Origin of the sequence: Pseudomonas peradeniyensis (assembly GCF_014268935.2) — a bacterium.
GTDB classification, from domain to species: Bacteria; Pseudomonadota; Gammaproteobacteria; order Pseudomonadales; family Pseudomonadaceae; genus Aquipseudomonas; species Aquipseudomonas peradeniyensis.
Map to the genome: position 1 here is coordinate 411,958 of NZ_JABWRJ020000005.1, position 25,458 is coordinate 437,415.

Below are 25,458 nucleotides of genomic sequence, written 5' to 3' on the forward strand. Positions count from 1 at the left end.
GGGGCCTGCCTGTTCCCACAGGATCAGGCAAGCCCTGCGTTGACGCGCCGAAGTGGCGCCGGGCCACCATGTAATCCTCACCCTTGCCGGTGCTAGGCTGAACGCTCAGTTCGCAAGGATTCCACTGGTTTCATGGACGATAGCCTGCATGCCGCCCGCATGGGCGATCTCATACTTCATCCCCCGCTGATGGCCGAGCTGGTCAGTGGCCTGGTCGAGGCTGCCGTCTATGCGGCGGCGGTCGCCGCGGTCGGTGCCGCCATTGGTGGCGCGGTGGTCGCGGTGGTCGGTACCGGTGGTGCCGCCGCCGTGCTCACGCCGTTGATCGCCGGGGTCATGGTCAGTGCCGCCGCCATGCTGCCGGCCGGTGAAGACAAGAGCATTGGCGACCATATCAGCGACTTCAGCAACTGGGTCGGCAATTCGCTGTTCCCGCCCGAGCCGTACGGCTCGATCAGCAGTGGCTCGCACAATACCCGCATCAACGGCATCCTCGCGGCGCGCGCCGCCGGGGTGAGTGGTGGCCCGGTCGAGGCACCGGGCCCAGCCGATGAACCGTCGATCCTCGAAAACATCGGGGCCTACGCCATGGTCGGCGCCTCGATTGTATTGCCGGTGATCGGCCTGGCGCAGGAGATCAACAGCATCTTCAACCCGCCGGTGACCACGCCGGCCGCGCCCGGATCGATTCCCAAGCCCGAGGACAAGGCGGTCTGCAGCAAGCACCCTCCAATGCCCGAACAGTTCGTTGCCCAGGGCTCGGACAAGGTGTTCATCAACGGCCAGCCGGCAGCGCGGGTCGGAGACAAGACCACCTGCGACGGCCCGATCGGCATGACCTACTCGCCCAATGTGCGCATCGGTGGCGGCACCACCACCGTGCGCGACATCCACGACGGCAAGAGCGCTGTGGCGAAGATCATTGGCCTGATTGCCGGGATGCTCATCAGTCGCCGGGGCATGCTCAAGGGTCGCCGCTGCGGGGTGGGCAACCCGGTGGCTCCAGCCATGGGCAGCAAATTCCAGGATGGTCCCGAGGATGTGGATTTCAAACTCGCGGCGCTGGTCCCGATCACTTGGGCGCGGCGCTATGACAGCAACGACCGGCGTGGCGATGGCCTGTTCGGCATAGGTTGGAGTGTGCCCTACGAAGTGCGCCTGGAGCGTGTCGCGCACCCTGAGGGGGGCGAGTTGTGGATCTACGTCGATGATGAGGGCACCAGGCTGGAGCTCGGGCGTCTGCAGGTCGGCAGTGCCTTCGTCAGCATTCTCGATGGCCTGGCGTTTTTTCATCAGGACAACGGCTTCACCATCGTCGAGGACATCAACAGCGGGTTGTACCAGGTGTTCCATACCGATCCATTGGACAGTCGGCGGTCGCGCCTGGTCAAGGTCGGTGATCGCAACCTCAATTGCCTGGAGCTGTTCTACGACGAACAAGGCCGATTGCAGTTCCTCGGCGACAGCTCGGCCCGGACCTTCATCGAACTGCGCTATGCCGACGGGCAACCGCGCCGGGTAGCCGAGATCCACAGACTGTACTTGCGGGCCGGTCAGGCCTTTGCCGTCGAGCAGCGCGAATGCCTGGTGCAGTATCGCTACACCTCGGCAGGGCAATTGGAGGTTGTCGCCGATGCCGAAGGGCAATTGCTGAGGCAGTTTACCTACACCGACCAAGGGTTGCTGGCCAGCCATACGCTGCCCATGGGGGCTACGCGGTACTACGAGTGGGCCCGCTTCACGCCACCGCCGGCGCGCCAACCGTGCAGTCTGGATGGCACGCCTTACGCCATGCCCGCGCTGTTGGAGCTGCAGCCCGAGCATGAATGGCGCGTGGTTCGGCACTGGGGCAGCGACGGCGAGGACTATCGCTTCATCTATGACCTGGAGCATGGCCATACCCAGGTCATCGATGGCCTGGGGCGTGAGGAGCACTATCACTGGGGCGCGCTGAACGAGGTCCACACCTACATCGATGCGCTGGGATATTGCTGGCGGCACGACTATGTCGATGGCCTGTTGCGGCGCACCCTCGATCCACAAGGTGGTGAGTGGTCCTATAGCTACGATGCGCTCGGGCGCGTGGTTGCCACTGCCGACCCGTTGGGGCGTCGTGAAAGCATCGGCTACACCGAACATTGGGCCTTGCCCACCCGTATCGTCGACGGAGCAGGGCATGAGCGTCGTTATACCTATGATGCTCGGGGCAACCTGTTGTCCGAGGTCGATCCACTCGGGCAACTGACACGTTACGACCACGATCGTCAGGGACGTATGGTGCGTAGTGTCGATGCCATAGGCAAGGAACGTTCGTTCAAGTGGAACGGGCGTGGCCAGCTGACTGCCTCACGCGATTGCTCGGGGCAACAGACTCACTATCGTTACGACCTGCGTGGGCACCTGAGCGAGGTGCACAATGCCGAGGGCGGCGCCACGCGCTATCGTTTCAATGTGCGTGGCCATCTGCAGCAGCGCGAATTGGCCGATGGCCGGGTCGAGCACTATCAGGTCGATGCCGCCGGTCAGTTGGCCCGCCATGTCGACCCAGCGCAGCGCATGACCCAATGGCAATACGACGGCAGCGGCCGACTGCTGCAGCGTACTGATGCGCTGGGGCACACTGTGCGGTTGCACTGGGATGCCTATGGCCGCTTGCAGCAGTTGGAAAACGAGAACGGCGAGCACTATCGCTTCCAGTGGGATGCGCTAGACCGGTTGGTTGGTCAGCGTAACCTCGATGGTGGCGGTTTCAGTCTGCTTTATGATGCCCTGGATGCGATCACCCAACGCACCGTGCTTCCATGCCGCGAAGCGGAGCCCGTGTTGCCGGGCAGCCCGGATGAGCCCGAAGTGTTTGCACAGGTCCACCACCATGAACACGATGCAGTCGGTCGTCTGCTGTGCAAGCGGACCGACGATGGCGAGACGACCTACCGCTACGATGCTGCTGACAATCTGCTGGCGATCCATTTCACTCACCGTAGTGGGCAGGTCCAGCAGTTGGACTTCACCTACGACGCCATGGGGCGATTGCTGAGCGAAAGCCAGGGTCCAGGGCAACTCGGTTACACCTATGATCCCCTCGGTAACCTGCAGACCTTGACGCTGCCTGATTCCCGCCGGATCAACTACCTGTGCTATGGCAGCGGACATCTGCACCAGATCAATCTCGACGGGCGGGTGATCAGCGACTTCGAGCGCGATGCGTTACACGGCGAGGTCTTGCGCAGCCAGGGTGCATTGCTTACCAGAACCCGTTATGACAGTACGCGGCGCCTGCTGCGCAAGGCTGTGGAATATCAGGATGGCGAGCGCACCCGCATGCCCTTGCTGCAGAAGGACTATGAGTACGATGCGGCGGACAACCTTGTCGGCGAGGTACTGACCCAGACCCAGCGCGCTGGTAGCGGGCTAGGGGTGGAGCTTGAGCATCTGGTCGGTCGTTTCCAGGCCGGTGCCGGTGGGCGTGGCAGCTACCAGGGGCGCATTGGTTATGACTACGGGCCCACCGAGCGAATCCATGGCGCGTCACGCCAGTTGCCTCAGCAACAGCCGATGGTCGAGCACTTTGGCTACGACCTTGCCGGCAACCTGCTGGAGGGATATCAGGTCAACGGTCGGGTACGGCACAACCGGGTCAAGGTGTTCCAAGATAGACGCTATCGCTACGACCGCTTTGGTCGGCTCGAGGAGAAACGCTCCGGCAATCGTCTGCTCCAGCGCTTTGAATACGATGCAGAGCATCGGCTGGTTTGTATCCGTCAGCGGCGTGGGCCGCTTCGCGAACGGATCGAGTTTACTTACGACCCCTTGGGCAGGCGCATCGACAAACGAGTCTACCGTGACGACCTGGACGCGCCGGTCAGTCGAACCGAGTTTCAGTGGCAAGGCCTGCGTTTGTTGCGAGAAGTGCAGGACGGCAAACCGAGTCTCTATCTGTACACAGACGCGGTGGGCCATGAGCCGCTGGCCAGGGTAGATGGGGTGCCTGGGCATGAGCAGGTTTTCCACTTTCATACGAATCTGGTCGGCCTGGTAGAGCAACTGACCGACGAACACGGGATAACTGCCTGGCAGGGGCAGCACCAGGTATGGGGCAACAACTGCGAGGAATGGCATGCGCCGGAGCAGGTCAGTCGGCAGAATGTGCGTTTTCAGGGGCAGTACCTGGATCGGGAAACTGGGCTGCACTACAACACATTCAGATTCTATGACCCGGATATCGGGCGATTTACCCAGCAAGACCCGCTAGGCTTGAGGGGCGGGATCAACCTCTATCAATATGCGCCTAATCCTCTGTCATGGATCGATCCGTTAGGCTTGGAGGTGGTGCGTGTTTATCATTACACGAGCAAGGAAGGTTATAAGGGAATCATGGGGACAGGCGTGATTAATCAAAGTGACCCCGGCGCCAGGGGGCGAGGCGCTATTCAAGGCAAGCCCAAGGGTGTCTACGTGACGACACTAACGCCAGAAGAAATGGAGAGCACCAATGTAAGAGGTAAAATGGGGCTGACCAAAGAGAAAAGTACCCATTTTGTTTCGTTTGAAGTTGATAGCGGTAAAGTTAAAAAAGTGGATCGGCAGAATGCCTATCTAAGGCTCTATATACAAGAAGATATTCAGCTCAGGGACGCTAATAGAAGACTTCGTGCTGATGTCAGTCACGGCGCTTCCGGATGCAAGCTATAGGAGACAGTGGGATGGCTGATTGGTCGGGTGTCATGTATGGCTTTTATACCGACATGTCGCTGGAACTGGTGCTCGCGGCATTGACGGAAAAAGCAGCACGTCTGGGGTTTCAGTCACAGCAGGAGTGCATTCGGGGAGAGGAGTTTATTCTTTTCTATAAAGATGAGGGGATGCTGAAGGCCCACCTTGAGCAAGGTTACAACCTGGGGGCGACGGGCGAGGGGTGCTTTGGCGTTGAGGCAAAGCCAGCAGCGTTGAACGGGATCGCTACGCTATTCGAGTTTGAAGGTGATTCGGATTTCGAACCGTACGATATCAATTTGCGCTTCAATCGAATTTTTTACTATGTATTGGTGTTGCCGGACAGTGTCGATGAATCAGATTTCTGCCGGCGTATACACACTATGTTTTCCGAGACCTTGATGGATTGAGCCACGATCAAGGTCGAGGGTGAAGCGGGCGTATCAATGAGCCTGAAAAGGACGGCTCCGGCCTGGCGACCGTAACTCCTTGTTCACGACTGTTTGGTTGGCTGAAGGAGAACCGCCGCCTGGATACACGCTACTGCAAGCTGGCGGAAAGCTCTGCTGCAATGGTCACGCTGGCTTGCTGGCGGCGGTGTCTACGACATGGCTTTGCGTACAGTGCCTAAGCGAACGCAAAGCGCCCTGTGACCCATCAGGATCGCTGGGCTTGAAGCGCTATCTGCTGATTGTTTAGGACAGCCATGTCGATGTTTTCACCAAAGGCTATCGTTGCACCTTCAGATAGACTGCGGTTTAACGCTTGCCGAGTATCTTCCCCAGCATCTCCGGCCGTGGCGCGCCTTGCTGGCTCTGCAACTGCCCCTGCTCATCCTGATAGAAGATCGCCGGGGTTGCGGCCAGGCCCAGTTCTTCCATCAGGGCCAGATTCGCCTCGAGCTTCTTCTGAACCGCCTCCGGTACCTTGTCCAGCGCCTTGAGCGTGCTGGCCTTGCCGGCCTTCTCATGTTCCTGCAAGGCCTTGGCAGGGTCCTTGGCGGCGAGCAGCGCGGCGGACTTGCCCGGACTGTCCTCGCGGATGATGCCGACCATGATGTGTCGCAGTTGCACCTTGCCCGACTCGACCCAGGGCCGGGCCTGCTGCCAGAACATGTTGCAGTAGGGGCAGTTGGGGTCGCTGAACAGGTAGACAGTGCGTGGTGCATCCACCTTGCCGTCCTGGATCCAGGCGGATTTTTCCATCTTCGCCCAGACCGCCTTGCTCATCGGTGCGTACACCAGTTTTTCCAGTGGCTCGGCGCTGAGATCCTTGCCTTGCTCGTCGAACAGGCTGCCCACCAGCACATGCTTGCCGTCGGGCGTCAGGTACAGGGCGATGCCGTTGTTGTGGTACTCGGCGGCATAGCCGCGCAGGCCGTTGGGGGCGTCGAAGCTGCCCTTGATCACGGCGCCCTTGGCTTGCAGTTGCTGGATCGCCTTGGGTAGCTCTTCGGCGTGCAGCAGGGGCGCGGCGAGCAGGGTGAAGGTCAGGGGCAGCAGCGCATTCAATCGCATGTCAGTTTCCTTGTAGGGCGGGCGCATCGGCGCGTTCGAAGGGTTCCAGGGCGTGGCGCAGGCTGGCGCGCGACAGCTCGCCCAGGTGGCTGCCGACCAGCCGCCCTTCGGCGTTGTAGAACAGGGTGGTGGGCAGGGCCATGGAGCCGACCTTGCGGGCCAGTTCGCCGGTGCCGTCGAACAGCACGTGGGACAGGGTCAGGCCGGTGGTGGCCATGAAGGTGCTGACGTTCTCCGGGGTTTCTCCCTGGTTGACGAACAGGAAGGTCACGTGGGGATAGTCGTCCTCGGCCTGTTGCAATACCGGCATTTCGCGCCGGCAGGGCGGGCACCAGGTGGCCCAGATGTTGATCACCAGCGGTCGCCCGCGGTAGCTGTGCAGGGCCACCGCTTGGCCACGGTTGTCGCGCAGGCTCATGTCCGGCAGCTCGGTGCCCTTGCTGTAGAGGTGGCTGGCCAGGCTGCCGAGGCCCCAGAACAACGCGCCGCTGAACAACGCCCAGCCCAGGGGGCGGCGCAGGCCGGGGCGCCGCCAGCCCTGCCACAGGGTGCCGAGGACGAGGCCCAGCAGACCGCCCCAGAGCAGGAAGCCGCCGTCGCGGATGTCGATGACCTGCAGCGGGTCGTCGCGGTACATCGGCCAGTAGGCCAGGACGAAGCCCAGGCGGGCGAACAGCAACCCCAGCAGGAACAGATTGAACAGCGCAGATTCCGGGTTTTCACCGCCGCGCCTGGCCACCCGCCAGCCGACCAGGCTGGCGATGCCCAGAGCCGCGAGCAGCAGCAGGTGGTTCAGGGCCATGGTCAGCGGCCCGAGGGTGACGGTCAGCATCAGCCTTGGCTCCTGGTCTGGGCCCAGTGTTGCAGGAAGCCGGCGGCGTCGATCTCGCCAGTGATGCGGCGGGCGCGGCGCTCGTCGCCTTCCGGGCCGATCCAGATCAGGCTGGGCGGGCCTGGCACCTGGTAACGCTGCAGCAGTTCGCGGCTGGCCGGGGAGTCGGCGGTCACGTCCAGGCGCAGCAGGTGCACGCCGTCCAGGCTGGCCTGGACATCGCCACGGCCAAACACCTGCTTTTCCATGACCTTGCACGACACGCACCAGTCGGCATAGTAGTCCACCAGCACCCACTGGCCACGGGCCTTGGCGGCGTCGAGCTCACGCTGCAGGTCGGCCGGCGCACTCACGGTAACGAAGGTGCCGTGGGCGTTGGCCGGGGCTGCCGCCGTGCTCTTGCCGGCAAAGGGCTGCAGGGGCTGCCACAGGTCGTTGCCCCCGGCCGCGGCGCCCACCAGCAGCAGGCCACCCCACAGGGCGCCGAGCAGGGGAATGGCGCGCAAGGCGGGCAGGCGCTGCAGGGCCGGCCAGGCGGCCCAGCCCAGGGTGATCAGCCAGGCGCCGGCCAGGGCCAGCACCAGGGTTTCCGCCAGCAGGCCACGCACCGTGTACAGGGCCATGGCCAGGAACACGAAGCCGAACAAGCCCTTGACCAGGTTCATCCAGGCCCCCGGGCGTGGCAGGTAGCGGTTGCCCAGGGTGACCAGCAACAGCAGGGGCACGCCCATGCCCAGCCCGAGGGTGAACAGCACCAGCGCCCCTTGCAGCACGTCACCACTCTGGGCGATGAACAGCAGGGCGCCGGCCAGCGGCGCGGTCATGCACGGGCCCAGCAGCAGGCCCGACAGGGCGCCCAGCAACGCCGCGCCGTACAGGTTGCCGCCACGGGTGCCTTGCCCGGCGCGGTCCAGGCGGTCACGCAGGGCGGCCGGCAATTGCAGTTCGAAGGCGCCGAACATCGGCAGGGCCAGGAGCACGAACAGGCCGGCCAGGCTGCCCAGCAGCCAGGGCTGTTGCAGCCAGGCCTGCAGGCTGGCGCCCAGCAGCGCGGCGATCACGCCGAGGGCGGCGTAGACCAGCGCCATGCTCAGCACATAGACGCCGGCCAGCCACCAGCCGCGCCGGGCGCTGGCACCGTTGCCCAGGACCAGTCCGGCGAGGATCGGCAGCATCGGCAGCGAGCATGGGGTGAAGGCCAGCAGCAGGCCCAGGCCGAAGAATGCCAGCAGGCTCCAGGCCAGGCCATCCTGTTGCAGGGTGCCGGCCAGGGCCTGGTCGCTGGCCTGGTCGGCAGCGGCGACTGGCGTGGCGCTACCGCCGAGAGCGATCGGCGTGGTCTGCGGTGGGTAGCACAGGCCGGCGTCGGCGCAGCCTTGCCAGCCCAGGCGCAGCTCACCGCTGGCACTGGCTGGGAGCAGCAGTTCCAGTTGGGTGCGGTACACTGCGCTGTCGCCGAAGAACTCGTCGTGATGGTTTTCGGCCTGTGGCAGCGCGGGGTGCTGCTCGGGGGGCAGACCGTCGAACTTCAGGCGTTTCTGGTAAAGGTAGTAACCGTCCTTGATTTGGAAATGCAGGCGCATCTGGCCGTTTTCCAGGCGATCGTGGGTCAGGACGAAGGCCTTGTTGACCGGCAGGAAGTCCGGCTTTACCGCAAAGGGGTTGGCCTGGAGGGGGCCGGCGAGCAGGAATGTCAGGAAGAGCAGGAGAACACGCATGTCGACGCCTTGGCAGAGCTTTGAAGAGGGCCATGCTGGCCTTGGCTTATTAACTGAAGGTTAAGTTGGCTAAGACCGGCGGCAGCCTTGTCTGTCCCGATGCTATCAGCCCGACGAAGTCCTCCAAACCCGTTCATAATCCCCCCTTAATCGCCACCCTGTGCAATGCCAGCTTCCCCACCCAGGAGACCCCCTCATGCACGTTCTGCTCTGCGAGGACGATGACCTGATCGCCAGCGGCATCTGCGCCGGCCTCTCGGCCCAGGGCCTGACCGTGGACCGGGTGGCCAGCGCCTCGCAGGCCCGGCAGATGCTCGGGACGGCGAAGTTCGACGTGATGATCCTCGACCTGGGCCTGCCCGACGAGGACGGCCTCAAGCTGCTACGCCGCCTGCGCCAGCAGGGCGAGACCCTGCCGGTGCTGGTGCTCACCGCCCGCGACGCGGTCACCGACCGGGTCGACGGCCTGCAGGCTGGTGCTGACGACTACCTGCTCAAGCCCTTCGACCTGCGCGAGCTGGCCGCGCGCCTGCACACCCTGCTGCGCCGCGTGGCCGGGCGGGCGGTGAATGTCATCGAGCACGGCCCGCTGCGCTACGACCCCAGCAGTTGTGCGGCGACCCTGGCCGGTCAGGCGGTGGACCTGTCGCGCCGCGAGCAGGCGCTGCTGCAGGCACTGTTGCAGAACCCGGGGCGCGTGCTGTCCAGCGAACAGCTCAAGGACTGCGTCTACGGTTTCAGCGACGAGGTCGAAAGCAACGCGTTGAACGTGCATATCCACCACCTGCGGCGCAAACTGGGCAACAGCATCGTCGAGACCGTACGCGGCCTTGGCTACCGCCTGGGGCCGGCCCAGGCGCCGGAGGAGAGCGCGTCATGAGCCTGCGGGTTCGCCTTTCACTGATTCTCGGCAGTGTGTTCATCGTCATCTGGGTGCTGGCGGCGGCGTGGATGCTGCGCGACCTGCGCCAGCAGATGATGTTTTCCCTCGACCAGCGCCTGGTGGCGTCGGCGCGCATGGTCGCGGGGCTGATCGACCAGTTGCCGCAACCGTTGACTGCCAAGGGCCAGGACGCGCACTTTTCCGCCGACCAGTTCAGCGTGCCGGACGGCATGGCCTGTCAGGTCAGCTCGCTGCGCGGCGAAATCCTCGCCAGCAACCACAAGCACGACGGCACCATGGACGACGAGCGTAGCGGCTTCCGAGACCAGACCATTGACGGCGCCTCCTGGCGTACCTTCACCTACAACCATGGCGATGTGCGCATCACCACCGCCGATCGTCACCAGGAGCGCGAGGCGCTGAACCAGTCGATCCTGCTGGCGGCCTCGGCGCCGGTGCTGATGGCCTTGCTGGGCAGCCTGGGACTGTTGTGGATCGGCCTGGGCAAGGGGCTGGAGCCACTCAATCGCATGCGTGATGCCTTGCGCAGGCGCCGTGCCGACAGCGTCGAGCCGTTGCAGGTGGCCGGCCTGCCCAGCGAGCTGCAACCGCTGCTCGACACCCAGAACCAGCTGTTTTTGCGCATCGCCCAGACCATCGAACGCGAACGTCGCCTGACCGACGACGCAGCCCATGAGCTGCGCAGCCCGCTGACTGTCATCAAGACCCACCTGCAGGTGGCGCGGATGACCGATGGCGCCGTGCGTGAACAAGCGCTGGAACATGCCGAGCAGGGGACCGACCGCATGCACCGCACGCTGGAGCAACTGCTGATGCTGGCGCGGGTCGAGGGCAGCCTGTCGTTCGACGATGGCGTTCAGTGCAGCGCCGAGCAGGTTGCCCGGCAGGCCATCGAGGACGCCGGCGGCGGTGACAACCGGCGCATCCACCTGCGCCTGCCTGAGGCGGCGGCCAAGGTCTACCTGAGCATGCCGGCGCCGCTGGCGGTGGCGGCGCTGCGCAACCTGCTGGACAACGCCTTGCGCCATGGTGGCGATGCCGCCGTGGAGCTGGAGGTACAGGCGCAGGACGGGCAGGTGGACTTCCTGGTACGTGATCATGGGCCGGGCATTGCCCAGGAAGATCTCGAGCACCTCACCGAACGCTTCTGGCGTAACGGCCAGAGTGGTGGCTGTGGGCTGGGGCTGGCGATCGTCCAGGCGATCGTCCAGCGCTGCGCCGGCAATCTGCGGTTCGACAGTCGGGCCGATGGTTTGCGGGTGAGCCTGCAGGTACCGGCGCGTTCGGGAAGTTGAGTCCGGCGTTGTACCCATCGCGGGGCAAGCCCGCTCCCACGCAGCTTGGCGCATGAGTCTGTGGGAGCGGGCTTGCCCCGCGATGCAGGTCGTACATCCACAACAAATCCCACGACAACCGCTAAATCCGCACCTCGCTGAAGCGTTTTTCAAACGATAAGAACCCGACACACATCCGGTTACAGGGCGCGTGGCGGGCACATTCGCTTGCTTGCGAGGGATTTTCCGATGTCGACCGCTTCCAGCCTTGCCCAGGTGCTGCCGGCCACCGCGCCGCGCCCCCTGTACGAATTCGAGGATTCGCCCCTGCTGCTGCGCCAGCAGCAGCAGGAATCCAACGCCCGCAGCTACCCACGGCGCATCCCCCTGGCGCTCAAGCGCGCCCGTGGCCTGTACGTCGAGGACGTCGAGGGCCGCCAGTTCATCGATTGCCTGGCCGGTGCCGGCACCCTGGCCCTGGGGCACAACCATCCGGTGGTGATCGACGCGATCCAGCGTGTGCTGGCCGACGAGCTGCCGCTGCACACCCTGGACCTGACCACGCCGGTCAAGGACCAGTTCGTCCAGGACCTGTTCGGCCTGCTGCCCGAGGGTCTGCGCCGGGAAGCGAAGATCCAGTTCTGCGGCCCGACCGGCACCGACGCGGTCGAGGCGGCGCTCAAGCTGGTGCGCACGGTCACCGGGCGCAGCACCGTGCTGGCGTTCCAGGGGGCCTACCATGGCATGACCCAGGGCGCATTGAGCCTGATGGGTAGCCTGGGGCCGAAAAAACCGCTCGGCGCGCTGCTGAACAATGGCGTGCAGTTCCTGCCGTATCCCTATGACTACCGCTGCCCGTTCGGCCTCGGTGGCGAGGCGGGCGTGCGCGCCAACCTGCACTACCTGGAAAACCTGCTGTGCGATCCGGAGGCCGGCGTGGCGCTGCCGGCGGCGGTGATCGTCGAGGTGGTGCAGGGCGAGGGTGGTGTGATCCCCGCTGATATCGAGTGGCTGCGCGGGTTGCGCCGGATCACCGAGCAGGCCGGGGTGGCGTTGATCGTCGACGAGATCCAGAGTGGTTTTGCCCGTACCGGCAAGATGTTCGCCTTCGAGCACGCCGGCATCGTGCCTGACGTGGTCACCCTGTCCAAGGCCATCGGTGGCAGCCTGCCACTGGCGGTGATGGTCTATCGCGACTGGCTCGACCAGTGGTCGCCGGGCGCCCATGCCGGCACCTTCCGTGGCAACCAGATGGCCATGGCCGCGGGCTCGGCGGTGATGAAGTACCTGGTGGAGCACCGCCTGTGCGAGCACGCCGAGGCCATGGGTCAGCGTCTGCGCGGCCACCTTCAGCGGTTGCAGCAGGACTATCCGCAGCTCGGCGACATCCGTGGCCGTGGCTTGATGCTCGGTGTGGAGCTGGTTGATCCGGCTGGCAAGCGCGATGTCCAGGGGCATCCGCCGGCCTGCCGCAAGCTGGCGCCGAAGGTGCAGCGCGAATGCCTGCGCCGTGGCCTGATCCTCGAATTGGGCGGCCGCCACGGTGCGGTGGTGCGCTTCCTGCCGCCGCTGATCATCAGTGCCGAGCAGGTCGACGAGGTGGCGGCAAGGTTTGCCGAGGCCGTCGCGGCGGCGGTACTGGCTGGCTAAGGCCTTCCCATGGAGCAAGACGTAACTTGCTGACTTGACTGGAACAGCGTGGGAGCGGGCTTGCCCCGCGATCACCGGCAAAGCCGGTGCCATAAACCGCATCGCGGGGCAAGCCCGCTCCCACGTTGGTGATGCTTACTCTTCTGTTCCGTAAGTGATCTTCTGCAGGGCGCATCTATCAGTCGAAGGTACGCCCGGCGCGCCAATAACCCATCAGCGTCAGGCTTTCCCTCGGCAAACCGCGCTCCTTGATCAGGTGTCGGCGGATATCCATGACAGTCCCCGATTCCCCGGCGATCCAGGCATGGAAGTCGCCATGCTCGCCGCTGGCCTGTTCCCACAGGATGCGCTCGTCGATATCCACGTCCTCCAGTTCGACCGTCGACGCGCCGCGCACCGCCGGCAGGCTGGCCAGTTCGCGTACCGCGTGCTGCATGCCCTGGCCGTGCTCGCTACGCAGCAGGTCGCGCGGCAGCCAGTGCAGGCGGGTGGCGGGGCTGTGTCGCAGGTCGAGGCAATCGGCTTCCAGTGGTACCTCGATGAATGCCTCCACCAGCAGTTCCGGCGCGCTCGCGGCCAACTCCTCGAGGATCCCGGCGATGGCCGGCAGGGCTGTTTCGTCACCGATCAGCAGGATGCGCCGGGCGCTGTGCGGCGGCTTCCACTCGTAGCCGCCGGGGTCGTCCGCATAGGCCAGGTTGGGCGCGACCATCTGCAGGCGGTCACCTGGGCGGGCATGGGTGGCCCAGGCCGAGGCCGGGCCATTGACGCCGTGCAGGACGAAGTCCACATCCACCTCGAGAGCCTCGCGGCGCAGGGCGCGGATGGTGTAGGTGCGCATTGGCGGCATGTCCTGCGCTGCCAGCTCGCGCCGGGCCTGCTGCCATTGTTCGTGCTTGGGCAGGCTCGGCGGCGCTCCGGCGGGCGTCGGGAACAGCAGCTTGACGCGTTGGTCGGGGGCCAGGGTGGTCATCTGCGCCACGTCCTCGCCGGTGAAGACGAAGCGGCTAAGCGACGGGCTCAGGGGTTCGATGGCTTTGAGGTCGAGGTCGAAGACCCGGTAGGGCGTGGCCTTGACCGGTTGGGTCAGGCGATCGAGCAGGGAGGTCATGGGTATGCCTCTGTCAGCGGGAGATACCCAACAGACGAGCGCGCCGGTTGGTTAATTAGAAGGCTAAATTTCCCCGCTCCGCCTACGTCCTAGCTTGGATAGAAGTCGCGGCACGCGAAGACGGATTGAGGCGCAATGACAATTTCCCGACGAGGATTCATCGCTGGCCTGGCTGTGGCGGGCGCCACAGGCACGGCGGCCTATTACGCGCACAAGCAACTGACCCACGACCCTGAAGACGATATCGTGACGCCCGGCGAAGCCAGCGTGGAGCTGGCCGATTATGCCGGGCAGGTCCTGGCGGACCAACTGCGCGGCGTGTGGGAGATCCGCTTCGACGGTGCCGAACGAGGACTGGACGGGCTGCCTCAACAGGGCGTCGAGATGTTCCTCGATGTCGCCACCAAAGGTCGTGGCCTGCGCGGATTCGTCGATACCGATGAGGGTCTGCGCGGCGCTGCCGAGCCGGCCTATCGTGTGCTCGGTGATCTGGTCGGTGCCAGCAGCACCGAGGTGCGTTGGCGCCTGCTCAGCCAGCACGGCGGGCCAAGCTATGAGTGCGTGGCGAGTCTCGACGAGGTCTGGGCCGAGTTCGCCAATGCCGGCAGCGGCACGTTGAGCGGCCGCGTGCAGCGCCTGGATCGACCACTGACCCTGCCGGTGCCCGACAGCCGTTTTGTCGCGGTCAAGCGTCTGTTCCCCGAGGCCCGCGAGCGTCTGCCTTATACCCCCGAAATGCGCGAGTGGGTGGTCGGCGCTGAACATCGCCTGTTCCACCAGCTCTGGCACGCCACCCGCGACAAGTGGCACAAGCTGCCGGAGAAAAAGCAGGATGCCCTGCGTGGCCTGGGCTGGCAGCCGGGGCCACGGGACCGTGAGCGCGATGCCCGTGGCCCGCGCAAGCACCGCAATGGCTCCGGTATCGATTTCCTGTTCATGCACCGGCACATGCTGATGTATGCGCGCACCTTGCAGGACCTGCCTTCCTGGCAGCGCTTCCCGCTGCCGCAGCCGAGCGTCGAGTTCGATCGAGCAGGTTTCGCCCGCTACTTCGACAACCACGACGGCTACTGCGTGCCGCCAGGCTGGCAGGCCCCGGGCGATGACGCCTATGGGCAGTGGGTCGGGGCGATCAAGGCAGGGGAAACCTATTGCAGCAATTTCCAGGTGTGGGAGTCGCAGTACCAGGACCCGGTGTACCTGTCGAAACTGACCCTGGGCGCCTTCGGCTCGGAACTGGAGATGAACCTGCACGATTGGCTGCATATGTGCTGGGCGTCGGTGCCGCGCGATCCCAACAATGGCGCGCCGGTGCCGTTCGCCCGCGACCAGGCGGATTTCGCCGCGCGCTGGTTCGAGCCTGAGAACGACTTCCTCGGTGATCCGTTCTCCTCCCATGTCCACCCGGTGTTCTGGGGCTTCCATGGCTGGATCGACGACCGTATCGACGACTGGTTCCGTGCCCATGAGCGCCACCATCCCGGCCAGGTGCGACGCCTGGAAGTCAATGGCGTGCCCTGGTTCGCCCCGGGGCGCTGGGTGGAGGTCGACGATCCGTGGTTGGGGCCGGACACCCATGGTTGCAGCACGCAGCCAGGCATGCGCCTGGGCAAGTCGGTGGAGATGGATGTGGAGACCATGAAGCTGGCCTTGCGCATCACCTTCGGCGCCGACGACAAGATCGAAAACCTGCTGCGCAAGGTGCCGCAACGGCCTTGGTATGCGCGGCACCTGTCATTGAAAAATATTGTCTCCTGAAGCGCCCCTGTAGGAGCGGGCTTGCCCCGCGAAAGCGCCAGACCTGAAAGCAACGTCGTCTGGTCTGGCGCTTTCGCGGGGCAAGCCCGCTCCTACAGTTTTTGCGGCGCCTGCCAGCCTCCGCCCAGTGCCTTGTACAACGCCACGCTCCCCCGCAACTGCTCCAGGCGCAGCTGCGCCTGCTGGTCCTGGGCCAGGTACAGCGTGCGCTGGGTCTCCAGCACGGTGAGCAGGGTCTCGGCGCCGGCGGCGTAGCGCTGCTGGGCCAGGTCGAAGGCAATGCGCGCCTGTTCCACTTCCTGGTCCTGCCAGCGGCGCTGGCGCTCCACGCCGGCGATGGCGTTCAGGGCTTTCTCCACATCCGAGAACCCGGCCAGGATGCTGGCGCGGTACAGCTCCAGCAGCTCCTGCTGTTCGGCACTGGCCACGTCCCGGGCGGCACCCAACCGACCGTTGTTGAAGATCGGCGCGGTGAGGCCGGCGGTGAGGGTGTAGTAGGGGCTGTCGAAGATGTTGGGCAAGGTCCGGGCGCCACTGCCCAGGTCCGCGCCCAGTATCAGGCGCGGCAGCATCGCCGCGCGGGCCACCTGGATGTTGGCGCTGGCCGCCGCCAGGCGTGCCTCGGCGGCAGCGATGTCCGGGCGGCGGCCGAGCAGTTCGCTGGGCACGCCGCTGCCAATGGCTGGCCACTGCACGTTGCCGATGGTTTCGTGGGTGACGGGCAGCGCCTGCACCGGATCGCCCAGTAGGGTGGCAAGGACGATACGGTTGTCCTGACGGCGTTGTTCGAGCAGCGGCAACTGGCGCTCCTGGGCGGCGACCAGGCTGCGCTGCTGGGCCAGTTCCAGGCGAGTGGCCGAGCCCGAGCGTTCGCGGGCTTCGACCAGGCCCAGCACATCGCGGGCGTTGTCCAGGTTGAGGCGGGCGATGCGCAGTTGCTCGTCGAGGGCCAGGCCCTGCAGGTAGCTGTCGGCCACGGCGCTGACCAGGGTCAGCTCCACGGTCTGGCGGTCGAAGCGGCTGGCGTCGAGGCTGCGCAGGGCGCTGTCGCGGGTGGCGCGCAGGCCGCCCCAGAAGTCGATCTCGTAGCTGGCGCTCAGGCGGGTGCCGAACGAGGTGCTGGTGCGTTCGCTGCTGCTGGCGTCGAGCTGGCTGTTGCCTTCGCCGCGCAACAGGCGCTGGCGGCTGCCGTTCAGGCCCAGTTGCACCTCGGGCAACAGCGGTGCGCCGGCGATCACCGCGCTGGCTTGCGCCTTGCGCACCCGCGCCGCGGCCGCAGCCAGGTCGTGGCTGTTCAGGCGGGCGCGTTCGACCAGACGGTCCAGCTCGGTGCTGGCAAAGGCGCGCCACCACTGGCTGTCGGGCAGGGACTGGCCCGTGGTCGGCCCCTGCCAGGCGGGCGGCGTGTCGATGTTCGCCGCCGGTGGCGGCGGGCTGCTGCAGGCGGCCAGGCAAAGGCTCAGGGTCAACAGGCTGATACGGCTGGGAATCGTCATGAACTATTCGCTGGTAAGGGCCTTGACCGGGTCGAGGCGGGCGGCCTTGCGGGCCGGCATGAAACCGAACACCACGCCGGTGATCACGGCGCAGGCAAAGGCGCCGAGGATGGCGGGCAGGGCGAAGGCCACGGCGATGTCGGCCAGTAGAAGACTGCCGCCGATGGCCAGGGCCAGGACAATGCCGGTCACGCCGCCGACCATCGACAGCATCACCGCCTCGGTGAGGAACTGGCGCAGGATGTCGCGCTGGCGTGCGCCGGTGGCCATGCGGATGCCGATCTCGCGGGTGCGTTCGCGCACGGTCATGAGCATGATGTTCATCACGCCGATGCCGCCGACCAGCAGCGAGATCGCGGCGATCGCCCCAAGCATCAGCGACAGGCTGTTCTGCGTGCGGGCCTCGGCCTGGATCAGCGCGGCGTCGTTGGTCAGGACGAAGTCGTATTTGCCCTGGTGGCGCTGCAGCATGAGGCGTTCGATCGCCTTTTCGGTTTCCTTCACGCGGCTGGAGTCCTGGGCGGCGATGGTGACGTACTCCGGATCGCGGCTGCCGAACAGGCGAATGGAAGCGGCGGAGTAGGGCACCACCACGCGCTCGTCGCTGTCTTCGCTGCCGGAGCTGGCGCCCTTGCCCTGGAGTATGCCGATTACCTGGAACGGCACGTTGCCGATCAGCAGGTACTGGCCGAGCGGGTTGCTCCCTGCGCCGAACATTTTCTCGCGCACTTTCTGGCCGATCACGGCCACGGCGGCGGCGTTGGCTTCGTCGGCCTCGCTGTAGAAGCTGCCTTCGACCACCGGCCAGTTGAAGATCTCGGGGAACCAGGTGTTGTTGCCGCCGACATAGAACTGCTCGCCCTTGTTGCCGTGGCGCACCATGAGCTTGTCGCCGATCACCGGCATGACGCGCTTGACCTGCGGCAGTTCGCCGATGGCGTCGACATCGTCGAGGGTGACGATGCCCATCAGTTCCTCGGAGGAATGCTTGCCATTGAGGTAGAGGATGTTCGAGCCGAAGGCGGCCATCTGCGCCATGACCTGGCGCTTGCTGCCTTCGCCGACTGCCAGCATCACCACCACCGAGGCCACCCCGATGATGATGCCAAGCAGGGTAAGCGCGGTGCGGAAGCGGTTGATCCACATTACCCGCCAGGCGGCCTGCAGGGACTCGACCAGCTCGCCCTTCCAGGCGCCGCGCTGGGTGGCGCCGAAGTCCAGGCGCTGGCGCAGGTCGTCGGCCTGCACCTGTCGGGGCGGTGCATCGATCGAGGACGGGGTGGCCGAATCGCTGACTACCTCGCCGTCGCGCACCTCGATGATCCGTTGGGCGCGGGCCGCGACTTCACGGTCATGGGTGATGAGGATGATCACATGGCCCTGGCTGGCCAGTTCGTCGAGCAGGGTCATCACCTCGGCGCCGCTCTGGCTGTCGAGTGCGCCGGTGGGCTCGTCGGCGAGGATGATGTGCCCGCCGTTCATCAGCGCGCGGGCGATCGACACCCGCTGCTGCTGGCCGCCGGACAACTGGTGCGGACGGTTGCCGGTGCGGCTGGCCAGGCCCAGGCGTTCGAGCAGGGCGTGGGCGCGCGCATGGCGTTCGGCGGGCGGGGTGCCGGCGTAGATGGCCGGCATCTCGACGTTCTCCTGGGCCGAACCCGAGGGGATCAGGTGGTAGCCCTGGAACACGAAACCGAAAGCTTCGCGGCGCAGCCAGGCCAGCTCGTCGCTGTCCAGCTCGGCCACGTCCCGGCCTGCGAAGCGATAGCTGCCCGAGGTGGGGCGGTCGAGGCAGCCGAGGATGTTCATCAGGGTCGACTTGCCGGAGCCCGAGGCGCCGACGATGGCGACGAACTCGCCGGGGTGGATGCTCAGGCTGATGCCGCGCAACACCTCGACCCTGGGCGAATCGACACCGCCGTAGACCTTGCGAATGTCGCACAGCTCGATCAGGGGCGTGGCCATCTCAACCCCCACTGGCGGCGGGTAGGCCGATGACCAGGCGTTCGCCTTCGTTCAGGCCGTCGAGGATCTGCACCCGCAGGCGGTCACTCAAGCCGGTGCGTACCTGACGCGCCTCGATCTGGCCCTTGGTGTTCAGCACCTGGGCCAGGCGCACGCCGTCGCCGGGGGTGTCATCGAGCGCGGCCAGGGGCGCGCTGAGCACCTGGCTGGCCTGGCCGGCGACGAAGAACACCTGGGTGGTCATCTCCGCCATCAGGGCGCCGTCGGGGTTGTCCACGTCCAGCAGTACGGTGTACTGGACCACCTTGGTGCCTGTGGTGCCGGCCGTGGCGCTGGCCGGGCTGCCCCCGCCCTGGCTGGATTGGTCCAGGGGCTTGGGTGGCACCGGCAGGATCTGCCGGACGGTGCTGGTCCAGCGCCGCTTGCCGCCGGCCAGGGTGTTGAAGTAGGCGGTCATGCCCGGCTTGACCTTGCCGATGTCGGCTTCGGACACCTGGGCCCATACGGTCATCGGCGACAGCTTGGCGATGCGCAGGATCAGCGGTGTCTGCTGCTGGGCGTTGAGGGTCTGGCCCTCGCGGGCGTCCACCGCCACCACGGTGCCGCTCATGGGCGCGTAGATCCGCGTGTAGCCCAGCTCCGCTTCGTCGCTGCGCAGGCTGGCCTGGGCCTGGCGGATCTGCGCCAGGTACATGTCGATGCGGGCCTGGGTCACCTTCAACTGTGCCGCGGCCGTCTGCAGGTCTTCCTGGCGGCTGGCGCCGGTGGCGGCCAGGTCCTGCTGGCGCTTGTACTGCTGCTGGGCGAGCAGGTACTGCGCTCGTTGTTCGGCGAGCTGGGCCTTGAGGTTCTCGATCGAGAAGCGTCCGGCATCGAGCTTGGCTTGTTGCGTTGACGGATCGATTTCAACCAGCAGTTGGCCCTGACGCACCTCGTCGCCGGCCTCCACATGCAGCTTGCGGATCTGCCCCGAGGCCTGGGCGCCGACATCGACATAGCGACGTGGTTGCAGGGTGCCCAGGGCGGTGACGCTGCTCTCGATATCGGCGCGGATCACCGGCACGGTGCTGACCGGTGATCCGCCGAGCGGCAGGACCTGCCAGGCCACCAGGCTGCCGAGGCCGGCCAGGCCCAGGGCGCCGATCAGCAGACGGCGACGGGTATTGGATGTGCGTGTCATGCGGGCTTCCAGCCGGAGGTAGTGGCCGAGTGCCGCGACGGGGCATGCGCTCGGGGGTCCCAGTTAAACGAATGATCTCGATGACGATTTAGCGCAGCGCGGGGGTGGTCTGCGTGTTGCTGCGAATAATTATAATTTGTAAGATCGCACGCTGATATCATCCAGAACACTGCCCCTGACTCCCAACGCTTGAGCAGGGAGACGCCAGGTGCCGTCGTGGAACATTACTATCGCGAATTGGTGAGCTTCCTGTCCGCCCGACTCGGTAATCGCCAGGCGGCCGAAGACGTCGCCCACGATGCCTACATCCGGGTGCTGGAGCGCACGGAGGGCGAGCATATCGAGCACCCACGCGCCTTCCTGTATCGCACGGCCATGAACCTCGTGGTCGATCATCATCGTCGACATCTGGTGCGTCAAGCCGAGCCGCTGGAGGTACTGGACAGCGACGAGCGCTGGCATACCCCTGCTCTGACGCAGAGCATGCAGCTCGACCAGCGCCTGGCCCTGATGCAGCAAGCACTGGGCGAGCTGAGCGGGCCTTGCCGCGACAGCTTCCTGCTGCGCAAGCTCGATGGCCTGTCGCACCAGCAGATCGCCGAGCGCCTGGGTATTTCCCGCAGCCTGGTGGAAAAACACATCGTCAACGCCATGAAGCATTGCCGCGTGCGCATGCGCCAGTGGGAGTCCTGAGCGAGCCGTGCGCAGATGTGAAAATTCCGTGAGTGGGCGACTTGATTTCTCCCAGGTTCACGACAACTATCAATAAAGACCCCCCGTTCAGGCGTCCCGCCTGACGTTGCCGTTGCCGGCGCAGTATGGTCATGGAGCTACCGTCACCACCCAACTGCCCAGGTCCGGACGATGCCTAACAAATCCATGCGCATCCTCATCGCCGACGAGCACCCCGGCCAGCGCCTGCAGCTGGAGAAGATGCTCAATGGCCTGGGTTATTACCGGATCGCCCCGGTGGAAAGTTTCGACGACTTGCAGCGCTTGGTGCACAGCGCCCTGGAACCCTTCAACCTGCTGGTGGGCAACATCGAGCTGGCCAGTCATGCCGGGGTCGACCTGGCGCGTTTTTGCCGGGTCAGCTCGCAGATCCAGCACGCGCTGCTGTACCACTCACCACACCTGAAAGTGCCCGCCGTACCGCCGAGCGATCGCCACGCCGTCAGCATCAGCCTGCCCCATGCGCCCGACAGCGAGGCGCTGGAGTCCTTCATGGCAATCATCGACATGCCGGTGCTGGTCGGGCAGTTGCCCTTGCCGCCGGGGTTGGCGGGGGCGTCGAACCATGCCCGACGGCGCACCAACCTTGCGCAGACGGTGTTCTGCCGCAACCCCTGAGCAGCGGGTGGATTTGCTATCCTCTGGCCTTTTGCCTCGTTGCGGAAGCTGCCATGACTGCCATCGATACCACCCGCCCGCCACGGTTCAGCCGTCGTGACCACCGGACCCTGGGGCTGGCCGCGCTGGGTGGCGCCCTGGAAATCTACGATTTCATCATCTTCGTGTTCTTCGCGCTGACCCTCAGCCAGCTGTTCTTCCCGCCTGAAATGCCGGAATGGCTGCGCCTGCTGCAGAGCTTCGGGATCTTCGTCACCGGCTACCTGGCCAGGCCGCTGGGTGGCATCCTCATGGCCCATTTCGCCGACCATCTGGGGCGCAAGCGGGTGTTCAGCCTGAGCATCCTGATGATGGCGCTGCCGTGCCTGCTGATCGGGGTGATGCCGACCTACGCCGACATCGGCTACGCCGCGCCGCTGATCCTGCTGGCCCTGCGCATCCTGCAAGGGGCGGCGGTCGGCGGCGAGGTACCCAGCGCCTGGACCTTCGTCGCCGAACATGCGCCGTCCGGGCGGCGTGGTTATGCTCTGGGCTTCCTGCAGGCCGGGCTGACCTTCGGCTACCTGCTCGGGGCGCTGACCGCGACCTTGCTGGCGCAGCTGTTCACGCCCCAGGAGATCCTCGATTACGCCTGGCGTTATCCCTTCCTGCTCGGCGGCGTGTTTGGCGTGATCGGTGTCTGGCTGCGCCGCTGGTTGAGTGAAACCCCGGTGTTCCTGGCCCTGCGGGCGCAGCAGGAACAGCCGGTGGCCTTCCCCCTGCGACGGGTGCTGGGCACTCATCGACGGGCCCTGGTGCCGGCGGCGCTGCTGACCTGTGTACTGACCTCGGCAGTGGTGGTGCTGGTGGTGATCACCCCGACCGTGATGCAACAGCGGTTCGGCATGACAGCCGGGCACACCTTCGCCCTGAGCAGCGTGGGTATCGTTTTCCTCAATATTGGCTGCGTGCTGGCCGGCTTGCTGGTGGACCGTATCGGTGCCTGGCGGGCGCTGATGCTCTACTGCCTGCTGCTGCCGTTGGGCATCGGCGCCTTGTACGCCAGTCTGGTGGGGCAGTGGGGGCAGACCTGGGTGGCCTATGCACTGGCTGGCCTGTCCTGTGGTGTCGTGGGGGTGGTGCCGTCGGTGATGGTCGGGCTGTTCCCGGCCGAGATCCGGGTCTCGGGCATCTCCTTCACCTACAACATCGCCTACGCCCTGTGGGCCAGCACCACGCCGCTGGCGCTGATCGCCCTGATGCCCTGGAGTCCATGGGTGTGTGTCGGCTTTTGTCTGGTCATGGGCATGGTCGGATTGCTGACGGCGCTCTATTTCGGACGTCGTGAGTCGTTGGGGTTTGCGGCGCAGCCGATGCCGCTCATGTGTGGTGACAAATGAAGCGGTAAAGGACGCAGTGTAGTGAGGCAGACTTCCGGGTGGGGGTTATTGGAATAACCTATTGGCCGAAAATAACCTGGAAGGTTAATTTTTCATGGAGAAAAGAACGCCGCACTGCACGTTGGAGCGAGTAAAAGCGCTGCTCGCAGCCGAGCGAGTAAGGACGACCTCTACCGCGCTCCGAGGAGCCAGGGCTCTGGGGCTGGATTACCCGGGTATGCTTGAGATGATCACCAGACTGGAGCGTGCTGATTTCTACAAGAGCATGACCAGCTACGCCGATCACCTGGTCTGGCAGGACGTCTATCGACCGCTCACTGCAGTGGGGTATGTCTATCTCAAACTGATGGTTGTCGATGATGTTCTTATCGTGTCCTTCAAGGAGCTGTAAACATGAGATGCCCGATTTGTGGTGGTGCCGAGCTTGCACCGGACACTCAGGACATGCCCTATCGCTACAAGGGCATGTCGACGCTTATTCCGCATGTCAGTGGTGATTATTGCCCTGCCTGTGGTGAGGCGGTGTTGAGCCATGCCGAAGCCATGCGTGTCAGTGACCTGATGGTGGAGTTTGATCGGAAGATCAATGCTGAGGCTATTGACCCTGCCTTCATCGTTGCCGTGCGCAAGAAGTTTGACCTCGACCAGCGTGAAGCGGGTGAAATCTTCGGGGGGGGCGTCAATGCGTTCTCTCGTTATGAAAATGGCAAGACCCGGCCGCCGGTCGCTTTGATCAAGCTCTTCAAGCTCTTGGATCGCCATCCGGAGCTGTTTGAGGAAGTCAGGACTGCCTGATGCGTCCAGGCAGTCAACAGGTCCTACAGGCAGGGTAGGGATATTGAGCGCCCACCGGTCTGCTCCCCTACAGCGCCTTCGAGGTTGTGCACGTAATTTCGACTGATCGTTGACGGACCCTTCCGTTCATACAGTCAGGAGAAATATGCATGTCCAGTTTCAGCATCACCTGGATGACGCGGGCCCAGCTGCCTGCGTTCCCACCACAGATGAGCTTTTCGGCTGCCAATCCCGCCAGCACGAAACCGGATGATCAGGCCAGGACTCCGGTTATCCGCTGGGGCCGAAGCCTGGCCTGCGTGCTGGAGTCGCGCAATCACCATGACCAGGCCTGGGTGGTGGTCTACGGTGATGGCAAGCAATTGACCGGCGTACACCCGCTACATGACTTTCGCCACATCAGCCGCATCCAGCTGGCCGCCAACAGCCATGCCGTGTTGTTGACCGACAGTGCGCAGCGCCAGCAAACGGTCGAGTTCACCCAGCTGAAGGCACTGGATGGCAGTGGTGGTGCCGGGGACCCCGTGAACGGCCTACCCAGCGGTATCCCGTTCATGCTCACCAACGGTCATGATTACCTGATGGCGGACGAGGAGGGCGTGTGCCTCGCCGTGAATCCGGATCCCAAGGCCATGCAATGGCTCTACAAGGACGGACAGCTGGTCAATGTCACCACCGGGCAGGCCTTGGGGCTCGGGATCTGCGGCAAGGCGAGCGCAGCCTCGGGAGATCGCTGGCGGCTGTCTTCCAAGGGCGAGCTTCTCTATGGCGACGGTACCCGTACCTTGTGCAGTGCTCCGACTTCGGGTGAGGTCTGGCTGCAGCGGCGAAGCGAGGCGCTGCCCTCCGAAGCCTGGCGGGTGCAACTGCCCCAGGTCCCCCGCCGGGGTCAGGCGCCGAGCATGGTCGTCGACAAACTGAACGTGTGCCTCGCCGTTTCTGCCAACTACAGTGCCGGAACAGGCGATACCCTTTCGTTCTCGATCAATGGTAGTGAGCACCGCCAGCCGTTGGCCGGCAACTTCGAGCGCGGGGCGCACTTCAAGGTCGAGGTCGACCTGGTCAAGATGTTCCAGCGCAGCGTGATCTATGCCGATGAACTGCATACGGTCGAGATCTACCAGGCCAGTGCCGGGGGGTACGGCCCGGCCTGGAAGATGCAGTCGCTGGACCTGAAGGTCAATGACCGGCTGAGCAACCGCGTCGTTGGGAGCGACAACCGCTGGGTCGAGGCCAGGGACGGGGTGGCATGGCAAGGCCGGGTGAACTGGCTGGACTGGCGCAAGGCTGATATCTCGGCGCCCCTGGACTTTGCCGGTTACACCTACCCGGTGCAATTGCAGCAATGGTTGATCGACGTGCTGAAATGGCGCAGCTATCGGCCCGAAACCCTCGATGGCGTCTGTCAGCTGATCGGTGAAGAACGGGGGCAGATATTGGCTTATGAGCTCAAGAGCGGAAGATTGATCTATCTGCGCCCCAATACTGCCCAGGATGCCTACACCTGGGTCTATACCCCGCAAAAAAGTATTCTGGTCAAATTCTGGGACCAGTCCCTGGACCGTACGCGCTATACCCGGCACAGCCAGCTTGGCAGTGGCCAGCCGGTGGTGTGCGCCGGAGAAATGCGCATCGACCGCAAGACCACCAGCAATGCGGTGAGCGACCTCCTTGGCCTGGTCAACGATGCTTCCGGACACTACAGACCCGATGGCGGGCAGTGCCTGGGGCATGTCCTGGAACGGTTCGAACAACTGGGGTTGGACACCACGCACACCGTGGTTTCGTACAAGGGATAGCCATGAAAAAAGCCCCC

19 protein-coding genes and 1 pseudogene are annotated in these 25,458 nt (G+C 64.8%); 13 read left to right on the plus strand and 7 right to left on the minus strand.

Features of this window, described 5'->3' with window-relative positions; genetic code table 11:
• Window positions 1-132 precede the first annotated feature (132 nt).
• The 3 genes and pseudogenes from HU751_RS26005 to HU751_RS26015 all read left to right on the plus strand — a co-directional run.
• The gene (locus tag HU751_RS26005; protein WP_186732883.1) at window positions 133-4,692 is read left to right on the plus strand and encodes an RHS repeat-associated core domain-containing protein; all 4,560 of its coding nucleotides are present in this window, start codon (window positions 133-135) and stop codon (window positions 4,690-4,692) included.
• An 11-nt stretch (window positions 4,693-4,703) separates the two neighbouring features.
• On the plus strand, window positions 4,704-5,123 hold the full coding sequence (locus HU751_RS26010; protein ID WP_186732882.1) for a hypothetical protein: 420 nt from the start codon (window positions 4,704-4,706) through the stop codon (window positions 5,121-5,123).
• A gap of 86 nt (window positions 5,124-5,209) precedes the next feature.
• A pseudogene (locus tag HU751_RS26015) lies at window positions 5,210-5,344 on the plus strand (IS5/IS1182 family transposase); the annotation flags it as partial.
• A gap of 127 nt (window positions 5,345-5,471) precedes the next feature.
• On the opposite strand, the gene dsbG reads toward HU751_RS26015, so the two are convergent.
• The 3 genes from dsbG to dsbD are packed head-to-tail and all read right to left on the minus strand — an operon-like array spanning window position 5,472 to window position 8,780.
• Complete coding sequence (gene dsbG, locus HU751_RS26020) at window positions 5,472-6,230, minus strand: thiol:disulfide interchange protein DsbG (RefSeq protein WP_186732881.1); 759 nt, start codon at window positions 6,228-6,230, stop codon at window positions 5,472-5,474.
• 1 nt (window position 6,231) lies between these two features.
• Window positions 6,232-7,062, minus strand: coding sequence for a TlpA family protein disulfide reductase (locus tag HU751_RS26025; protein WP_186732880.1), 831 nt, complete (start codon window positions 7,060-7,062; stop codon window positions 6,232-6,234).
• A complete protein-coding gene (dsbD, locus tag HU751_RS26030; RefSeq protein ID WP_186732879.1) occupies window positions 7,062-8,780 on the minus strand; it encodes a protein-disulfide reductase DsbD in 1,719 nt (572 codons plus the stop codon). Before dsbD ends, HU751_RS26025 begins: the two co-directional genes overlap by 1 nt.
• Window positions 8,781-8,976: 196 nt before the next feature.
• Here dsbD and HU751_RS26035 point away from each other — a divergent pair, with 196 nt between their 5' ends.
• The 3 genes from HU751_RS26035 (at window position 8,977) to HU751_RS26045 (ending at window position 12,608) form a co-directional block, all read left to right on the plus strand.
• Entirely contained in the window at window positions 8,977-9,660 is a 684-nt protein-coding gene (locus HU751_RS26035; RefSeq protein ID WP_186732878.1) for a response regulator, read from the plus strand.
• On the plus strand, window positions 9,657-10,979 hold the full coding sequence (locus HU751_RS26040; protein ID WP_186732877.1) for an ATP-binding protein: 1,323 nt from the start codon (window positions 9,657-9,659) through the stop codon (window positions 10,977-10,979). Before HU751_RS26035 ends, HU751_RS26040 begins: the two co-directional genes overlap by 4 nt.
• Before the next feature lie 228 nt (window positions 10,980-11,207).
• Window positions 11,208-12,608 (plus strand): aspartate aminotransferase family protein, encoded by a 1,401-nt coding sequence (locus HU751_RS26045; RefSeq protein ID WP_186732876.1) that lies wholly within the window; start codon window positions 11,208-11,210, stop codon window positions 12,606-12,608.
• A 178-nt stretch (window positions 12,609-12,786) separates the two neighbouring features.
• Here the strand turns inward: HU751_RS26045 and HU751_RS26050 are convergent, their stop codons facing one another.
• A complete protein-coding gene (locus HU751_RS26050; protein WP_186732875.1) occupies window positions 12,787-13,719 on the minus strand; it encodes a siderophore-interacting protein in 933 nt (310 codons plus the stop codon).
• A 135-nt stretch (window positions 13,720-13,854) separates the two neighbouring features.
• Between HU751_RS26050 and pvdP the strand changes: the two genes are divergently transcribed.
• Window positions 13,855-15,477: a pyoverdine maturation tyrosinase PvdP gene (gene pvdP / locus HU751_RS26055; RefSeq protein WP_186732874.1), complete on the plus strand. Its 1,623-nt coding sequence runs from the start codon at window positions 13,855-13,857 to the stop codon at window positions 15,475-15,477.
• 92 nt (window positions 15,478-15,569) lie between these two features.
• Here the strand turns inward: pvdP and HU751_RS26060 are convergent, their stop codons facing one another.
• Genes HU751_RS26060 through HU751_RS26070 form a run of 3 tightly spaced genes read right to left on the minus strand, consistent with a single transcriptional unit; the run spans window position 15,570 to window position 20,118 of the window.
• Window positions 15,570-16,973 carry an efflux transporter outer membrane subunit gene (locus HU751_RS26060; protein WP_217862555.1) on the minus strand — a complete coding sequence of 468 codons (1,404 nt, stop codon included), beginning with the start codon at window positions 16,971-16,973 and terminating at the stop codon, window positions 15,570-15,572.
• Window positions 16,974-16,976: 3 nt separating this feature from the next.
• Entirely contained in the window at window positions 16,977-18,938 is a 1,962-nt protein-coding gene (locus HU751_RS26065) for a MacB family efflux pump subunit (RefSeq protein ID WP_186732872.1), read from the minus strand.
• Window position 18,939: 1 nt separating this feature from the next.
• Entirely contained in the window at window positions 18,940-20,118 is a 1,179-nt protein-coding gene (locus HU751_RS26070) for an efflux RND transporter periplasmic adaptor subunit (protein WP_186732871.1), read from the minus strand.
• A gap of 216 nt (window positions 20,119-20,334) precedes the next feature.
• On the opposite strand from HU751_RS26070, the gene HU751_RS26075 reads away from it, so the two are divergent.
• The 6 genes from HU751_RS26075 (at window position 20,335) to HU751_RS26100 (ending at window position 25,441) form a co-directional block, all read left to right on the plus strand.
• Window positions 20,335-20,811: a sigma-70 family RNA polymerase sigma factor gene (locus HU751_RS26075; RefSeq protein WP_186732870.1), complete on the plus strand. Its 477-nt coding sequence runs from the start codon at window positions 20,335-20,337 to the stop codon at window positions 20,809-20,811.
• Window positions 20,812-20,982: 171 nt separating this feature from the next.
• Window positions 20,983-21,468 (plus strand): hypothetical protein, encoded by a 486-nt coding sequence (locus HU751_RS26080; protein ID WP_062574669.1) that lies wholly within the window; start codon window positions 20,983-20,985, stop codon window positions 21,466-21,468.
• A 53-nt stretch (window positions 21,469-21,521) separates the two neighbouring features.
• Complete coding sequence (locus tag HU751_RS26085) at window positions 21,522-22,847, plus strand: MFS transporter (RefSeq protein ID WP_186732869.1); 1,326 nt, start codon at window positions 21,522-21,524, stop codon at window positions 22,845-22,847.
• Window positions 22,848-22,941: 94 nt separating this feature from the next.
• Complete coding sequence (locus HU751_RS26090; protein ID WP_186732868.1) at window positions 22,942-23,238, plus strand: type II toxin-antitoxin system MqsR family toxin; 297 nt, start codon at window positions 22,942-22,944, stop codon at window positions 23,236-23,238.
• A gap of 2 nt (window positions 23,239-23,240) precedes the next feature.
• Window positions 23,241-23,642, plus strand: a complete 402-nt coding sequence (locus tag HU751_RS26095; RefSeq protein ID WP_050704793.1) for a type II toxin-antitoxin system MqsA family antitoxin — start codon at window positions 23,241-23,243, stop codon at window positions 23,640-23,642.
• Window positions 23,643-23,791: 149 nt separating this feature from the next.
• The gene (locus tag HU751_RS26100) at window positions 23,792-25,441 is read left to right on the plus strand and encodes a hypothetical protein (protein WP_186732867.1); all 1,650 of its coding nucleotides are present in this window, start codon (window positions 23,792-23,794) and stop codon (window positions 25,439-25,441) included.
• The last annotated feature ends 17 nt before the right edge of the window (window positions 25,442-25,458 follow it).

Coding starts and splice junctions, on each gene's coding strand:
- HU751_RS26005 (WP_186732883.1), top strand. CDS start 133: ATGGACGATAGCCTGCATGCCGCCCGCATGGGCGATCTCATACTTCAT.
- HU751_RS26010 (WP_186732882.1), top strand. CDS start 4,704: ATGGCTGATTGGTCGGGTGTCATGTATGGCTTTTATACCGACATGTCG.
- dsbG (WP_186732881.1), bottom strand. CDS start 6,230: ATGCGATTGAATGCGCTGCTGCCCCTGACCTTCACCCTGCTCGCCGCG.
- HU751_RS26025 (WP_186732880.1), bottom strand. CDS start 7,062: ATGCTGACCGTCACCCTCGGGCCGCTGACCATGGCCCTGAACCACCTG.
- dsbD (WP_186732879.1), bottom strand. CDS start 8,780: ATGCGTGTTCTCCTGCTCTTCCTGACATTCCTGCTCGCCGGCCCCCTC.
- HU751_RS26035 (WP_186732878.1), top strand. CDS start 8,977: ATGCACGTTCTGCTCTGCGAGGACGATGACCTGATCGCCAGCGGCATC.
- HU751_RS26040 (WP_186732877.1), top strand. CDS start 9,657: ATGAGCCTGCGGGTTCGCCTTTCACTGATTCTCGGCAGTGTGTTCATC.
- HU751_RS26045 (WP_186732876.1), top strand. CDS start 11,208: ATGTCGACCGCTTCCAGCCTTGCCCAGGTGCTGCCGGCCACCGCGCCG.
- HU751_RS26050 (WP_186732875.1), bottom strand. CDS start 13,719: ATGACCTCCCTGCTCGATCGCCTGACCCAACCGGTCAAGGCCACGCCC.
- pvdP (WP_186732874.1), top strand. CDS start 13,855: ATGACAATTTCCCGACGAGGATTCATCGCTGGCCTGGCTGTGGCGGGC.
- HU751_RS26060 (WP_217862555.1), bottom strand. CDS start 16,973: ATGACGATTCCCAGCCGTATCAGCCTGTTGACCCTGAGCCTTTGCCTG.
- HU751_RS26065 (WP_186732872.1), bottom strand. CDS start 18,938: ATGGCCACGCCCCTGATCGAGCTGTGCGACATTCGCAAGGTCTACGGC.
- HU751_RS26070 (WP_186732871.1), bottom strand. CDS start 20,118: ATGACACGCACATCCAATACCCGTCGCCGTCTGCTGATCGGCGCCCTG.
- HU751_RS26080 (WP_062574669.1), top strand. CDS start 20,983: ATGCCTAACAAATCCATGCGCATCCTCATCGCCGACGAGCACCCCGGC.
- HU751_RS26085 (WP_186732869.1), top strand. CDS start 21,522: ATGACTGCCATCGATACCACCCGCCCGCCACGGTTCAGCCGTCGTGAC.
- HU751_RS26090 (WP_186732868.1), top strand. CDS start 22,942: ATGGAGAAAAGAACGCCGCACTGCACGTTGGAGCGAGTAAAAGCGCTG.
- HU751_RS26095 (WP_050704793.1), top strand. CDS start 23,241: ATGAGATGCCCGATTTGTGGTGGTGCCGAGCTTGCACCGGACACTCAG.
- HU751_RS26100 (WP_186732867.1), top strand. CDS start 23,792: ATGTCCAGTTTCAGCATCACCTGGATGACGCGGGCCCAGCTGCCTGCG.